Annotated in this window: 13 protein-coding genes; 8 read left to right on the top strand and 5 right to left on the bottom strand. The window is 75.7% G+C overall.

The window, feature by feature from the left end; genetic code table 11:
• Positions 1–18 precede the first annotated feature (18 nt).
• From AC3RJ8_RS08820 to AC3RJ8_RS08800, 5 genes are read right to left on the bottom strand one after another with little or no spacing between them, the layout of a single operon-like run.
• Positions 19–1,347 carry a DUF58 domain-containing protein gene (locus AC3RJ8_RS08820; RefSeq protein ID WP_489715513.1) on the bottom strand — a complete coding sequence of 443 codons (1,329 nt, stop codon included), beginning with the start codon at positions 1,345–1,347 and terminating at the stop codon, positions 19–21.
• Positions 1,344–2,327, bottom strand: coding sequence for an AAA family ATPase (locus tag AC3RJ8_RS08815; RefSeq protein ID WP_489715512.1), 984 nt, complete (start codon positions 2,325–2,327; stop codon positions 1,344–1,346). Before AC3RJ8_RS08815 ends, AC3RJ8_RS08820 begins: the two co-directional genes overlap by 4 nt.
• Entirely contained in the window at positions 2,324–2,806 is a 483-nt protein-coding gene (locus tag AC3RJ8_RS08810) for a hypothetical protein (protein WP_489715511.1), read from the bottom strand. The genes AC3RJ8_RS08815 and AC3RJ8_RS08810 overlap by 4 nt, the downstream gene beginning before the upstream one ends.
• On the bottom strand, positions 2,803–3,513 hold the full coding sequence (locus AC3RJ8_RS08805) for a DUF4129 domain-containing protein (protein WP_489715510.1): 711 nt from the start codon (positions 3,511–3,513) through the stop codon (positions 2,803–2,805). Before AC3RJ8_RS08805 ends, AC3RJ8_RS08810 begins: the two co-directional genes overlap by 4 nt.
• 7 nt (positions 3,514–3,520) lie before the next feature.
• Positions 3,521–4,717 carry a DUF3866 family protein gene (locus AC3RJ8_RS08800; protein ID WP_489715509.1) on the bottom strand — a complete coding sequence of 399 codons (1,197 nt, stop codon included), beginning with the start codon at positions 4,715–4,717 and terminating at the stop codon, positions 3,521–3,523.
• A 35-nt stretch (positions 4,718–4,752) separates the two neighbouring features.
• On the opposite strand from AC3RJ8_RS08800, the gene AC3RJ8_RS08795 reads away from it, so the two are divergent.
• The 8 genes from AC3RJ8_RS08795 to AC3RJ8_RS08760 all read left to right on the top strand — a co-directional run bounded on the left by AC3RJ8_RS08795 (position 4,753) and on the right by AC3RJ8_RS08760 (position 13,981).
• A complete protein-coding gene (locus tag AC3RJ8_RS08795) occupies positions 4,753–5,826 on the top strand; it encodes a helix-turn-helix transcriptional regulator (RefSeq protein WP_489715508.1) in 1,074 nt (357 codons plus the stop codon).
• Positions 5,819–6,814 (top strand): helix-turn-helix transcriptional regulator, encoded by a 996-nt coding sequence (locus AC3RJ8_RS08790; RefSeq protein ID WP_489715507.1) that lies wholly within the window; start codon positions 5,819–5,821, stop codon positions 6,812–6,814. Before AC3RJ8_RS08795 ends, AC3RJ8_RS08790 begins: the two co-directional genes overlap by 8 nt.
• 5 nt (positions 6,815–6,819) lie before the next feature.
• A complete protein-coding gene (locus tag AC3RJ8_RS08785; protein WP_489715506.1) occupies positions 6,820–7,194 on the top strand; it encodes a hypothetical protein in 375 nt (124 codons plus the stop codon).
• A 47-nt stretch (positions 7,195–7,241) separates the two neighbouring features.
• Positions 7,242–7,550: a twin-arginine translocase TatA/TatE family subunit gene (locus AC3RJ8_RS08780; protein ID WP_489715604.1), complete on the top strand. Its 309-nt coding sequence runs from the start codon at positions 7,242–7,244 to the stop codon at positions 7,548–7,550.
• Between the two features lie 10 nt (positions 7,551–7,560).
• Entirely contained in the window at positions 7,561–8,334 is a 774-nt protein-coding gene (gene tatC / locus AC3RJ8_RS08775; RefSeq protein ID WP_489715505.1) for a twin-arginine translocase subunit TatC, read from the top strand.
• On the top strand, positions 8,331–9,374 hold the full coding sequence (locus tag AC3RJ8_RS08770) for a diacylglycerol/lipid kinase family protein (RefSeq protein ID WP_489715504.1): 1,044 nt from the start codon (positions 8,331–8,333) through the stop codon (positions 9,372–9,374). Before tatC ends, AC3RJ8_RS08770 begins: the two co-directional genes overlap by 4 nt.
• Positions 9,371–12,250 carry a DEAD/DEAH box helicase gene (locus AC3RJ8_RS08765; RefSeq protein WP_489715503.1) on the top strand — a complete coding sequence of 960 codons (2,880 nt, stop codon included), beginning with the start codon at positions 9,371–9,373 and terminating at the stop codon, positions 12,248–12,250. Before AC3RJ8_RS08770 ends, AC3RJ8_RS08765 begins: the two co-directional genes overlap by 4 nt.
• 63 nt (positions 12,251–12,313) lie before the next feature.
• Positions 12,314–13,981: an amidohydrolase gene (locus AC3RJ8_RS08760; RefSeq protein WP_489715502.1), complete on the top strand. Its 1,668-nt coding sequence runs from the start codon at positions 12,314–12,316 to the stop codon at positions 13,979–13,981.
• Positions 13,982–13,984 lie beyond the last annotated feature (3 nt).

Genomic DNA, 13,984 nt, shown 5'->3' with positions numbered 1-13,984 from the left:
AACCAGGCACGCGGGTGCTCACCGGCCGCGGTGCCGCTCCGCCGCCCGGACGAGCGCCTCGAAGCGGGCCGATGCATCCTCACGGGCGGTGCCGGCCCAGGCGACCACCGGTACCCCCTCGGCCGTCATCCGACGGAGCCGGTCCGCGCGTTCCATGCTGATCACCCGCCAGGCGATGCGCAGGTGGACCTCGTGGACCGGACGGATCACGGGCAGGGTGTCGACGACCACCACCCGGTGACCCTGGTCGTGCCAGGCGCGCACCATCCGCAGCGACTCGTCGTCGAGCGCGGTCGTGAAGAGGTACACGATGGCGTCGGCGGGGAGCCGTGGGGGCCGCAACCGACGAGCCGGCGTGCCCCACGGGCTGCTCGTCGCCAACCCGTGGAGCACGCGTCGCAGGTGCCGCTGCCCGGCCGCAGGGGGGAGCGGTCGTCGGCGCCGGCCGAGATCGTCGAGGCCGACTCGGTCGCCGGCGGCCACGACCACGCGCGCCACCGACGCGGCCGCATGGCGCGCGAGGTCGAGCGACGTCGGTTCGTCGACCCGCATCCCCCCGCCGCCGCGCCACGTCCGCAGGTCGGGGCCGACCTCGTCGCGCGAGTCCACCACCAGCACCGTGGTCGCCTCCGCGGTGGCATAGGTGCGCCGCACGTACAGCTCGTCCAGCGCCGGCGAGCGCCGGGCCGTCGTGCGCCAGTCGATCCGGCGGAGCCGGTCGCCCGGGGTGAACAGGTGGACGTCGCGCAGCTCGCTGCCGTCCCCGAGCCGCCGGGAGACGTGCGGGCCCGTCAGCCCGCGCAGGCGCGCCGGCAGCGGCACGCGGCCGAGCGGCGCAGCGGCGGGCAGCACCACCCGGTCGGGGCTGGTGGAGCGCCCGACGTCCTCCGTGGTCGTGCCGCCGGCACCGATGCCGCGCACGTCGACGACGAACGTCGGTTGGGGTCCGGTGCGGACGGTGGTCATGCCGAGCTCGAGCTGACGGGGACCGGCGCCCAGCAGGACGTCGACGCTCCGGTGGCCGGGTGCGGCGACGCGGGCGTGGACGACCTCGCTCCCCGCGGGCGGGTCCAGCGTCAGCGTCGCCGTCAGCTCGCCGGGGCCGGTGGGCCCGGCTCCCGTCGTCATCTCGTGGTGCGTCGACCGTGCCGGTGCCGCCCCGGTGGGCGTGCCCGGTCGTCCGGTCCACGCTGCCCCGAGGAGCACGGGCACCCCGACGAGCGCGACGTCGGGGCGTCCCGCGAGCAGGCCGACGGTCAGCAGGAGCACACCGGTGACGAGGCCGGCGACGGCGTGCGGAGTCCGCTGCCAGCCGGGGGCGTCGCGGCCGGGCGGGTCGTCGTTCACCGGCCCGAGGCCACGGTGGCCGGTCCGGGCACGGTGGCGAGCAGCTCGCGCACGACGTCGTCGGGGCGGACGGCTGCGGCCCAGGCGGTGGGGGTGAGGGTGAGGCGGTGGGCGAGGACGGGCACGGCCACGCGCTTGACGTCCTCGGGCAGCACGTGGTCGCGGCCGTCGAGGACGGCGACGGCGCGGGCGAGGAGCAGGAGGTTCTGCGAGCCGCGGGGGGACGCGCCGACCTCGAGCGCGGTGTGCTCGCGGGTGGCGGCCGCCAGGTCCACGCAGTAGGTCGCGACGTCGGGGTCGACCTCGGTGCCTTCGACGCCGGCCTGCATCGCGAGGATGGTCCCGGCGTCGACCACCTGGCGCACGGGGGCGGCTTCCTGCCGCCGAGACACGCGGCGCAGGAGCACCTGACGTTCCTGGTCGCGGTCGGGGTACCCGACGGCGAGGCGGACCATGAACCGGTCGAGCTGTGCCTCGGGCAGGGGGTACGTCCCCTCGTACTCCACGGGGTTGGACGTCGCCACGACGTGGAACGGCCGGGGCAGCGGTCTGGTGGTCCCCTCGGCGGACACCTGGCGCTCGGCCATGGCCTCCAGGAGGGCCGACTGCGTCTTGGGGGCGGTGCGGTTGATCTCGTCGGCGAGGAAGAGGCCGGTGAAGACCGGCCCGGGGCAGAACACGAACTCGCGGGTGGCGGGGTCGTAGACGCTCGATCCGGTGACGTCGCTGGGCAGCAGGTCGGGCGTGCACTGCAGGCGGGCGAAGTCGAGCCCGATCGCGGTGGCCAGGGAGCGGGCGGCGAGGGTCTTGCCGAGTCCGGGCACGTCCTCGAACAGCACGTGCCCGCCGGCGAGGACGGCCGCGAGCGCCAGCTCCAGGGCGTCGCGCATGCCGACGACGGCGGTGCCGATCTCGTCGAGGACGTCGCGTGCGTGGCGGGCGACATCGGCGACGGGGAGCGCTGGGGGCTGGTGGGTCATCGGGTGGGCCTTCCGGGTCGCGTCGGTGCGGGCGGGATGCGTTCGATGGCGTCGAGCCAGTGGTGCAGGGTGCGGGGTGCGGGTGGTCGGCGCGAGCGGATCTGGTCGGCGACGTCCGGGCCGAGGTGGGTGGCGACGGCGGTGCGGTGGGCGGGGTCGTCGAGGTCGATGCCGTGGGGTGCGAGCCGGTCGGCGGCGAGCCGGGTGACCCGTCGGGTGACGCGGGCGGAGACGTGGCCGTCGCGGGTGAGCGCGGCCCAGCCGAGGTCGGTGATGTCGCGGCGGGCGCCGTGGTGCTCGTCGGCCGGGGGTGGGGGCCAGGCGGACGGGGCGGGTTCGTCGAGGGACTGCCAGGCGTGCCAGGCGACGAGGGCGCTGGTGGGCAGCAGGAGGGCGTGGACGGGGTCGAGGGTGCCGGTGACGGCGAGCAGGAGCGCGGTCAGCAGGCCCAGTGCCTCGGGCAGGTGGCGGCGGGTCATGGTGCGCCGGGGTGGGTGTCGAGGCTGCGGGCGATCTGGACGAGGGCGGTGCGCGCGGTCGTGACGTCGTGCGGGTCGGTGGGGCGGGTGGTGAAGCGGGCGTGTTGGTAGAGGGTGCGCAGCGCGGTGACGTGCTCGGGTGAGGCGGGTGTGGTGCGCAGGACGTCCTGGGTGAACTCGGTGGGTGTCTGTGCGGGGTCGCGGGCGGTGCCGTGCTGCGCGGCGGCGTCCTCCAGTGCGACCCAGGCGGCGACGACGGCGTCGCGGGGGTGGTCTGCGGCGTCGAGGCGGGTCAGGGCGCGTGTGACCGCGTCGGCCAGGTCGGGCAGGGGGATGGTGGGGGTGGCGGAGGTGGTGAGAGCGGTGCCGGGGTCGAGGGTGTCCGGGTCGGGTGGTGGGGGTGTGTCGGCGAGCGCGGCGAGGATCTTGCGGGCGGCCGTCCACAGCAGCAGCACGACGATGATGCCGGCGAGGACGAGCAGGACGGTGGCGAGGGTGTCGTCGGGCTCGCGGGCGGCGGGGTCGGGGACGTCGACGACCTCGGGCGACGGGGGTGCGACGGGTTCGGGCTGCCTCCCGAGCCCGCCCTCGAGCAGCGAGCGGGGGACGGTGAGGCGCCAGGGGGTCGCGACGGCGGCACCCAGCACGACCAGGCCGGTCAGGGCGAGCAGGGTGGCGGGGTGGGTGCCGAGGTCGCGTGGTCTCATGCGGTCCTCAGGCGAGCAGCGTGCGGGCGTGCTGGCCGGCGACCGCGGCGGCGACGAAGGCCGCGGGGTCGGCGTCGAGTCCGCGGCCCATGGTGGACAGCCGCACGGGGCACCGGCGGAGGGCGTCGAGGGTCTCGGCGGTGGCGGCGATCTCGACGAGGCGGTGCCGTGCGCCGAGGGTGGCGGCCTGCTCGCGGATCCGGCGGGTGAGGTCGGCGCCCCAGGCCGTGAGGTCCTGGAGCTGCGCGTCGGGGCGGGGCACGACGACGTCGGCGGGTGCCAGGGCGACGCGGCCGTAGGCGGTCAGGGAGTGGTGGGAGACGCCGAGGTGTCGCTCGCGCTCGTCGGCGCCGGAGACGCGCAGCGATGCGACGGCCCGGCCGCCGAGGGTCGCGGCGGCGTTGACGGCCTCGCCGGCGGTCACCCCGGAGAAGCCCCACCGGGTGCCGGTGCCGAGGTTGCCGGGGCCCTGGGCGACGACGACGAGGTCGGCGCCGACGACGTGGCGGGCGGCGAGCAGCCCGCTGTGCACGCTGACGGCCTCGTGGTCGCCGCCGAACGCCTGGCCGACGGTGATCGTCGAGGTCAGCCAGTCGTTCTCGCGCAGCGTGGCCACGGTGCGCGAGAACGCGGCGGGCAGGGCGCCGCCGTCGGTCATGAGGTAGGCGACGCGTGGCGGCGCCGTGCCGGCGGCCTCGGCGCCCCGGCGGGCACCGGCCACGATCGCGGGCACGGCCGAGTGCAGGTCGGCGACCACCACCGGGAGCCCGGCGAGGTCGTCGGCGTCCTGCAGCACCGCGTGGTGCTCGGACTCCTGCTCGTCGACGCCGAGGACGAGGGCCTGCAACGGGGTGTACCGCGCCTTGACGAGGTGGCCGGGACCGGGCGGGGGGTCGGCGGGCACCGCGGCGGGGTCGGCCGGGGCGACCACCAGGGCGTAGCCGCCGGTGCCCAGGCCGCGTGCGAGGGCCGAGACGTTCAGCGCGAGCCGGTCGCCGACGTCGGGGTCGCCGACCAGGGTGGTGTACGCGAGGGCACGCACCTCGTCTACCGCGGTGGCGCCGTCGGGTACGGGCAGCGGTTCGCCCAGCCGCACCGTGAGCTCACGGGCACCGGGCCAGGAGCGGTTCCGGGCGGTCACGGTGCCGGTGCGCCAGGTCACGTGGTCGGCAGCGGTTCGTCGGTGGGTCGGCCCTGTCGTCACCCGGCAGAGCGTACCTGGGGCTACCGTGGTGGCCGATGGCAGGTGACGATGCGGCGGGTGGCCCGCCGACCCGACCGGACGAGCGTCTGCTGAACCTCGTCATCGCCCTGGTGAACACCTCGGCGGCGATGACGAAGCAGCAGGTGCGCTCGAGCGTGCACGGGTACGACGGGGCGCCGTCCACCGACGCGTTCGAGCGGATGTTCGAGCGTGACAAGGACACCTTGCGCGCGCTGGGCGTGCCCATCGTGACCGTCGAGGGGTCGGGGCACAGCGACGACGTCGGCTACCGCATCGACAACGAGGCGTACGCCCTGCCTCCGGTGGACCTCACGCCCGCCGAGCTGGGTGTCGTCGCCCTGGCCGCACAGCTGTGGTCCGACAAGACGCTGCGCACCGACATGTCGCGGGCGCTGACGAAGCTGGCGGCCGCCGGGGCCGGGGACGCGGCCGGGGACGCCGTCGCCGGGCTCACGCCGCGCCTGCGCGCCGCCGGGGACGCGTACGGTCCGTTGCTGGAGGCCGTCTCCGAACGGCGCGTCGTGACGTTCCGCTACCGTGCGGCCAACACCGGTGAGGTGCGGACCCGCACCCTGGAGCCGTGGCGGATCGCCGCGCGCGGCGGCGGCTGGTACGTCGTGGGCCACGACCGCGACCGCGCGGCGACCCGCGTGTTCCGCCTGTCGAGGATCGACGGTCGGGTACGCGTCGGGCCGACCGCCGGGGCGTACCCGATCCCCGAGCGGGTGGACGTCGACGCGGCGCTCGGTGCCGGCGTCGGGGTCGAGCGCACGGCCCACCTCGCCGTCGTGCCCGAACGAGCACCCGTGCTGCGGGCGCGCGCCGTGGCCGAGCACGTCGACGAGGCGGCCGTCGAGCCCGCCGAGGGGTACGGTCGCGACCTGCCGCGAGCGCCCCGGGGCCGTGACGTGGTCGCGGTGCGGTTCCGTTCGCTGACGGCTCTGGCCGACGAGGTGGCCGGGTACGGCGCGGCGGTGCTGGTGCTGGGACCGGCCGAGCTGCGGTCTGAGGTGCGTCGTCGGCTGACGGCGGCGGCCCGCCTGGACGTCGGGACGCCCGCGGGCAGGACGGGGGAGGGTGATGGCTGAGCGGGCCGACGACCGGCTGGTGCGGTTGCTGGGGATCGTCGCGTACCTGGACGGCGCGGGTCCGGTGAGCGTCGATGAGCTGGCCCGCCAGTTCAACGTCACCGCGGAGCGGATCCGTCAGGACATCGACGCGCTGTGGGTCTCGGGCACCCCGGGGTACATGCCGGACGACCTGATCGACTTCGACGCCTTCTCCCTGGAGGAGGGGCTCGTGTCGCTGACCCAGAGCCGCGGGCTGACGCGTCCGCTGCGGCTGGGTACTCGCGAGGCGGTGGCGCTGGTGGCGGCGCTGCGCGCGATGCACACCACTCCCGCGGTGCAGGCCGACGACGAACGCGCGTCCGTGGTCGCCTCGGCGCTGGACAAGCTGACCGCGGCCACGGGGGAGGCGGCGCACGCGGTGGACGTCCGCCTCGGTGGCGAGGGCGACAGCAGGGTCCTCGGTGTGCTGGCGCGGGCGGTGACGGCGGGACGTCGTGTGCGGCTGCGCTACGTCGACGCGGCGGACCGCACCAGCGAGCGGGACGTGGACCCGGTGCGCCTGGTGACGCAGGACGACGCCACCTACCTGGTGGGCTGGTGCTACCGCGCCCAGGGCAGGCGGACCTTCCGGGTGGACCGGGTGCTGGCCGCGACGCCCACGGACGTCGCGGTGGCCGGCCACGACCTCGAGGGCGACGTGGACGTGTTCGCCCAGGTGGCCGCGGACGCGGGCCAGTCGGCGCGGGTGGCGACGCTGCGGCTCGCGTCGCCGGCTCGCTGGGTGGCCGAGGAGGTGCCCGTGGAGTCCGTCACGGACCTGCCCGACGGTTCCTTCGAGGTGCGGCTGCGGGTGACGAACCCGGCGTGGTTGCGTCGGCTGCTGCTGACCAACGCCCCGGACGTGCTCGCGGTGGAGCCCGCGGACGTGGCGGCCGACGTGGCCGCGGCGGCACGCGAGGCGCTGGCGGCCGACGACGACGCGGGCGATGCGCCGCGGCTAGGCTGATCGGCATGTGGGGCTGGGTGTGGACGCTGCTGGTCGTCGGTGCGCTGGTGTTCCTGGGCTGGGTGGCCTGGGGCGTCGTACGTGCCGGCCTGCGGCTGCTGCGCGAGGCCGGGGCGGCCGGGCAGACGTTCGCGACGGCCTCGGAGCGGGTCTCGCAGGCTCTCGCGCAGGCCGAGGCCGCCCGGGCGGACACCTCACCGACGATGTTCGACCCGCCGCGCGAGCTGCACGAGCGGGTCGCCGCACGGCGCCGCGAGCGGGCGGGTCGCCGTGCGCTGCGGCGCGAGCGGCACGCGGCCACCTGGCGGGTGTGGACGGCGAGCACCTGGCTGGAGCGTCGCCGGGGTGTTTCACCACCTCCGGCGGTGGGCATAGACTGACAGCGCGTCGGCCGAGACGCGCACCGAACGCTTGGGAGTTGAAGTCCGTGGGTATCTTCCGCAACCCCGCCGTCATCATCACGCTCATCCTGCTGGTCGTGGTGCTCTTCGGCGCACGGCGTCTGCCGGACGTCGCCCGCAGCGTCGGTGCCTCGCTGAAGATCTTCAAGAAGGAGGTCCGCGAGCTGCGCGACGACGAGGACGACGAGCCGCGCCCGGACTCCACGGGACGACCGGACGCGACGTCGAGCACGTCACCGGCCTCCAGCACCGCCGCGCCGAGCACGCCGGCACCGAGCACGCCGCCGTCGTCGACGAGCACGGGCGACGGCCCGGGCGAGCCCCGAAACCTCTGAGGGGCCCCGCATGCCCCGCACCCCCCGGGACCCCGAGGGGCGCATGCCGCTGCGCGAGCACCTCGTCGAGGTGCGCAAGCGTGTCGTGCGCATCGCGCTGGGCCTGCTGGTCGGCGCCGTCCTGGGCTGGGTCCTCTACGACCCGCTGCTGACCGCGCTGGTCGAACCCCTGCAGGCCGCCGCCGAGCGGCGCGGCGCACTGATCGGCCTCAACTTCGACGGCGTGGCCACCGCCATCGACATGCAGGTGAAGGTCTCGCTGTTCCTCGGCGTGCTGGTCTCCAGCCCCTGGTGGCTGTACCAGCTCTTCGCGTTCGTCAACCCCGGGCTGACCGGCTCCGAGCGCCGGTACGTCTACGGCTTCCTCGCCGCGGCCATCCCGATGTTCCTCGCCGGGGCGGGCCTGGCCTGGTACGTCCTGCCGATGATCGTCGAGGTCCTCAACGAGTTCGTCCCCGAGGGCAGCTCCAACCTCGTCGGCGCCCAGCTCTACCTCAGCTTCGTGATGCGGCTCATCCTGGCGTGCGGCATCGCGTTCCTCGTGCCGGTGTTCATGGTGGTCCTCAACCTCATGGGCACCGTGCGCGCCCGCACCTGGCTGGCGGGCTGGCGGTGGGCGATCCTCGTGTCCTTCCTGTTCTCGGCGATCGTCACCCCCACGATGGACGTGCTGAGCATGTTCGCGCTGGCCGCGCCGATCTGTCTGCTGTACTTCGTCGCCACCGGGATCTGCTTCCTGCACGACCGCCGGGCCGACCGGCGCCGCGTCGCCCCGACCGGGTGAACGCACCTCGCGTCGACGGCTCACGCCTGGGCGTCGTGGTCAACCCCACGGCCGGTGCCGGCCGCGCCGCCCGCGCAGGCAGCCTTCTGACCGCTCGCCTGCGCTCCGCGGGACACCACGTGCACGACCTGTCCGCGCCGACGGCCGCCGCCGCGCTGACCGCTGCCCGGCGGGCCGTGGACGACGGCGCTCTGGACGCGCTCGTCGTGGTGGGCGGCGACGGCACCGTCCACCTCGGCGCCCAGGCCGTGGCCGGCACGACGACGCCGCTCGGCATCGTCGCCGTGGGCAGCGGCGACGACTTCGCCGCCTGCCTGGGCCTGCCGCACCACCGGGTCACCACAGCCGTCGAGCACCTGTGCGCCGCCCTCGACGCCGGTCTGGTGCGCCACGTCGATGCGATCGCCGTGTCCCGCCCCGGACGACCCGACCGGTGGGTGACCGGCGCGGTGTCCGCCGGCCTGGACGCAGCGGTCAACGCCCGGGCCACGGCCATGCGCCACGGCGGGCGCGCCCGGTACACGCTGGCCGCGCTGGCCGAGATCGCCGCCTTCCGCGCCTGGTCCTACTCCCTGGTCCTGCGTGGGGTGACCGACGACGGCGGCCTGCCGCTGCGGACCACCGACGGCGGGCGGAGCGCCGTGTGGCAGGGCCGCGCCGCCATGGTCACGGCCGCCAACACCGACCGCATCGGCGGTGGGATCCGCGTCGCGCCCGACGCCCGCGTCGACGACGGCCTGCTCGACGTGCTCGTGGCACCGGTGCTCACCCGCGCCGGCGCCGCCGGCATCTTCCCCCTGATGTTCACCGGACGCCACGTGCGACGCCCCGACGTGCACGTCCTGCGCGCCCGCGAGGTCACCATCGCGGCCACGCCCACGCCCGAGCCGCCGGGCCGGGCCGCACCGCTGCCCGACGCGCACGGTGACGGCGAGCGCCTCGGCCCCCTGCCGCTGACGGCCCGCGCCGTGCCCGGCGCGCTGCGCGTCCTGGTCGCGCCCGACGACCAGGGCGGGGCCCGCCGTAGGCTGACGACATGACCGCCGATCTCAGTCCCGCCGAGCGGTACGCCGCCGCTCGCGCCCGCTCCGCCCGCGACAAGGCCGACGCGATCGGTGAGCTCGGGCGCTTCCGCACGGTGGTCGACTTCGACCTCGACCCGTTCCAGGCCGACGCCTGCGCCGCGCTGGAGGCCGGGCGCGGCGTGCTGGTCGCGGCCCCCACCGGCGCCGGCAAGACCGTCGTCGGGGAGTTCGCCGTCCACCTGGCGCTCGCCTCGGGCACCAAGGCGTTCTACACCACCCCCATCAAGGCGCTGAGCAACCAGAAGTTCAACGACCTGGCCCGGCGCCACGGCGCGCAGAACGTCGGGCTGCTCACCGGCGACACCTCCATCAACGCCGACGCACCCGTGGTCGTCATGACCACCGAGGTGCTGCGCAACATGCTCTACGCCGGCTCGACCGCGCTCGAGGGCCTGGCCTACGTGGTGATGGACGAGGTGCACTACCTGGCCGACAGGTTCCGGGGGCCGGTGTGGGAGGAGGTGATCATCCACCTGCCCGACCACGTCCAGCTCGTCTCGCTGTCCGCCACCGTGTCCAACGCCGAGGAGTTCGGCGACTGGCTCGCCACCGTCCGTGGCGACACCGCCGTCGTCGTCAGCGAGCGCCGGCCCGTGCCGCTGTGGCAGCACGTCATCACCGCGCCGACCGAGCCGCGCGGGGTGCCGCGGCTGTTCGACCTGTACGCCGGGCACGTCGACCCGACCGCCCCGGGCACCAACCCGCCGATCAACCCGGACCTGGCACGACTGTTCCGCACGCACGGCCGCTCCGACGGCGACCCGCGCGGCGGGCACCGAGGTGGGCGGCGGGGCCGGGGCGACCGCGGCTACCGGGGCCGGGGTGGCAGGGCCAGCGGGCAGGGCGCCGTGCCGCAGCGCCGCACCCCGCGCCGGTTCGGGGTCGTCGAGGCGCTCGAGGCGGACGCGTTGCTCCCGGCGATCTACTTCATCTTCTCGCGGGCGGGCTGCGAGGGCGCGGTCGAGCAGTGCCTCGGGGCGGGGCTGCGGCTCACCGACGCCGAGGAGGAGGCGGAGATCCGGCGGGTCATCGACGAGCGCACGGTGACGATCCCGCCCGAGGACCTCGAGGTGCTCGGGTTCTGGTCGTGGCAGCACGCGTTGTGCCGGGGGATCGCGGCCCATCACGCGGGGCTGCTGCCGGTGTTCAAGGAGACCGTCGAGGAGCTGTTCGCGCGGGGCCTGGTCAAGGTGGTCTTCGCGACCGAGACGCTGGCGCTGGGCATCAACATGCCGGCGCGCTCGGTGGTGCTGGAGAAGCTCGTCAAGTGGGACGGCACCGCGCACCAGCCGGTCACCCCGGGGGAGTACACCCAGCTGACCGGGCGGGCGGGCCGGCGCGGGATCGACGTCGAGGGTCACGCGGTGGTGGTGGACCACCAGGGCCTGGACCCCGTGGCGCTGGCGGGTCTGGCGTCGCGCCGGTTGTACCCGTTGCGCTCGAGCTTCCGCCCGACCTACAACATGGCGGTCAACCTCGTCGGCCAGGTGGGCGCGGACCGGGCGCGCGAGGTCCTCGAGACGAGCTTCGCGCAGTTCCAGGCCGACCGGGGCGTGGTCGGCCTGGCCAAGCAGGCGCAGGCGCACGCGGACGCTCTCGTCGGCTACGAGCAGGCGATGTCCTGCGAGCTCGGCGACTTCGGTGCCTACATGGACCTGCGCCGGGCGCTGAGCGACCGGGAGAAGGAGCTGTCGCGCGCCGAGCGCGGGGCGCGGCGCGCCGACGCGGTCGCGTCCCTGGAGGGGCTGCGCCGCGGGGACGTCGTCGAGGTCCCCTCGGGGCGGCGGCGCGGGTACGTCGTCGTGCTGGACCCGGGCCGCCACGAGGGTGGGTTCGACGGGCCCCGGCCCACCGTCCTGACCCAGGAGAAGCAGGTCAAGAAGCTCACGCTGGCAGACGTGCCGGGCGGGGTGCGTGCCGTGACCCGGGTCAAGATCCCGTCCGGGTTCAACCCGCGTCGCCCCGAGTCGCGCCGCGACCTGGCCTCGTCGGTGCGCAACGCCTTGGGCGCGTTCTCCGGCGACGGCGGCAGCGGACGGGCTCCCGGCGGCGCCCGTCCCGGGCGGCGCTCCGACGCCGCGTCGGACGCGCGGGTGCAGCGACTGCGCGCCGAGCTGCAGGCCCACCCGTGCCACTCCTGCCCCGAACGCGAGGACCACGCCCGGTGGGCCGACCGGGCCTCCACGCTGCGCCGCGAACACGCCACGCTCGTGCGCCGCATCGAGGGGCGCACCGGTTCGGTGGCGCGCACGTTCGACCGCACGTGCACGGTGCTGCGCGAGCTCGACTACCTCGGCACGGACGACGCCGGTGCGGTCGTCGTCACCGACTCCGGGCGCTGGCTGCGCCGGCTGTACGCCGAGGACGACCTGCTGCTGGCCGAGTGCCTGCGCCAGGGCACGTGGGACTCCCTGCACCCCGCCGAACTCGCCGCGGCGGTCTCCACGGTGGTGTACCACGGACGGCGCGAGGATGCGGGCGACCCGTACCTGCCGGGCGGGCCGCAGGGGCGCCTGGCCACAGCGCTGGACGCCACCGCCGACGTCTGGTCGCAGATCGTCGCCCTCGAGGCCGCCCACCACCTCGAAGCGACCGGGCCGCTCGACGCCGGGCTGGCCGGCGCCGTGCACCGGTGGGCGTCCGGCAAGAGCCTGGACGCCGTGCTGCGCGGCACCGACGTCGCCGCGGGGGACTTCGTGCGCTGGTGCAAGCAGGTCGTCGACGTCCTGGACCAGCTCGCCTCCGCCGCGCCCCGGCCCGCCGTGCGCGCCGCGGCCCGCAAGGCCCAGGACGCGGTGCTGCGCGGCGTGGTCGCCTACTCGAGCCTGTGATCGTGACGCCATCGTGAGGTGGGCCGCCGCGACCCGGGAGCGTGGTGCTCTAGGCTTTCGGCCGTGACCTCCACCCTGTACCGCAACGGTGTCGTCCACTCGTCCGCGGACCCGTTCGCCGAGGCGGTCCTCGTTGACGACGGGGTCGTGGCCTGGCTCGGGGCCGAGGACACCGCGGCCGGGCTGGCCGCCCGGGCCGACGAGGTGGTCGACCTCGACGGGGCGCTGGTCACCCCCGGGTTCGTCGACGCCCACGTCCACACCCTCGAGACCGGACTGGCCCTGGAGGCCGTCGACCTCACGCCCGGGGCCGCCCCCGACCTGCCGGCCGCGCTCGACGCGCTCGCCGCGGGAGCGCGCGCTCTCGAGGCGGCCGACCCCGGCGGGGAGCAGGTCCTGCTCGCCTTCGGCTGGGACGAGCACGCCTGGCCCGCGGGGCGGGCACCGCACCTGAGCGAGCTCGACGCCGCCACGGGCGGCCGGCCCGCCCTGGCCGTGCGGGTCGACGGGCACACCGCGCTGGTGTCGTCGTCGTTCGCGGCCCGCAGCGGCCTCGACCGGGACCGCGACTGGGACGGCACCGGCGTGGTCACCGGTGAGGCCTACCTGCGGGCGCGCACCGCCGCGCACGACGTCGACCCCGCACGTCGTGCCCGCGCCTACCGTCAGGCGTTGCGCCAGGCGGCGTCGCGCGGCGTGGTGGGGGTGCACGAGATGAGCGCCCCGCACGTGGACACCCGCGCCGGACTGACCGACCTGATGGCGCTGGTCGCCGACCCCTCCGAGCCGCTACCGCACGTGGTCGCCTACCGCGGCGAGCTGTGCGAGTCGGTCGACGACGCCCGCGCCCTGCACGCGGACCTGCCGTTCCTGACGGGGATCGGTGGCGACCTGACCGTCGACGGGACCATCGGGTCGCGCACCGCGGCCATGCGCTCGCCGTACGCGGACCTGCCGTACCCCAGCGCGTCCGGCACGTCGCCGAACGGGGTGCTGTACCTGTCGGCCGACCAGATCGCCACGCACCTGGTCGCTTGCTCCCAGGCCGGCCTGCAGGGTGGCTTCCACGTCATCGGCGACCGGGCGATGGACGAGCTGGTGCACGGCCTGGAGACGGCGTCCGGGCTGGCCGACGCCGGTCTCGTGCGCAGCGGGCACCACCGGATCGAGCACGCCATGCTCGTCGACGCCGCGGCGCTGGCCGCGCTGCTGCTCTACGGGGTGGCGCTGTCGATCCAGCCCGGGTTCGACACCGCCTGGGGCGGGCCGGACGGGATGTACGCCACCCGGCTGGGAGGTCCTCGTGCGTCGAGCCTGTCGCCGTTCGCCGACCTCGCCGGCGCCGGGGTGCCGCTGGCGTTCGGCTCGGACTCCCCGGTGCGGCCGCTGGACCCCTGGCAGGCGGTCCGCGGGGCGATCAGCCATGCCGACCCCTCCCAGCGGGTCAGCGCACGCGCCGCGTTCCGTGCACACTCGCGCGGCGGCTGGCGGCTGGCAGGCCTGGACCACACGGGTGCGGGCGAGCTGCGGGTCGGCGCCCCCGCCCACCTGGCCGTGTGGCGGGCCGAGCAGCTCGCCGTGCAGTCCGCGCCCGGCCGGCTCTCGCAGTGGAACCCGGAGGCCCGGTCCGGCCAGCCGCTCCTGCCCGACCTGTCGCCCGAGGCGCCCGCACCGCAGTGCCTGCGCACCGTCCGCGACGGCGTCGTCCTCTTCGACGCGCTCGACGCCTGATCC

It is taken from the genome of Isoptericola sp. MSGPD8_1_ISO-PGPR-S23-394, from assembly GCF_058072785.1.
The sequence above is the reverse complement of the archived record's forward strand: the minus strand, read 5'-3'. Positions and strand labels throughout refer to the sequence as shown.

Coding starts and splice junctions, on each gene's coding strand:
- AC3RJ8_RS08815 (WP_489715512.1), bottom strand. CDS start 2,327: ATGACCCACCAGCCCCCAGCGCTCCCCGTCGCCGATGTCGCCCGCCAC.
- AC3RJ8_RS08810 (WP_489715511.1), bottom strand. CDS start 2,806: ATGACCCGCCGCCACCTGCCCGAGGCACTGGGCCTGCTGACCGCGCTC.
- AC3RJ8_RS08805 (WP_489715510.1), bottom strand. CDS start 3,513: ATGAGACCACGCGACCTCGGCACCCACCCCGCCACCCTGCTCGCCCTG.
- AC3RJ8_RS08795 (WP_489715508.1), top strand. CDS start 4,753: ATGGCAGGTGACGATGCGGCGGGTGGCCCGCCGACCCGACCGGACGAG.
- AC3RJ8_RS08790 (WP_489715507.1), top strand. CDS start 5,819: ATGGCTGAGCGGGCCGACGACCGGCTGGTGCGGTTGCTGGGGATCGTC.
- AC3RJ8_RS08785 (WP_489715506.1), top strand. CDS start 6,820: ATGTGGGGCTGGGTGTGGACGCTGCTGGTCGTCGGTGCGCTGGTGTTC.
- tatC (WP_489715505.1), top strand. CDS start 7,561: ATGCCCCGCACCCCCCGGGACCCCGAGGGGCGCATGCCGCTGCGCGAG.
- AC3RJ8_RS08765 (WP_489715503.1), top strand. CDS start 9,371: ATGACCGCCGATCTCAGTCCCGCCGAGCGGTACGCCGCCGCTCGCGCC.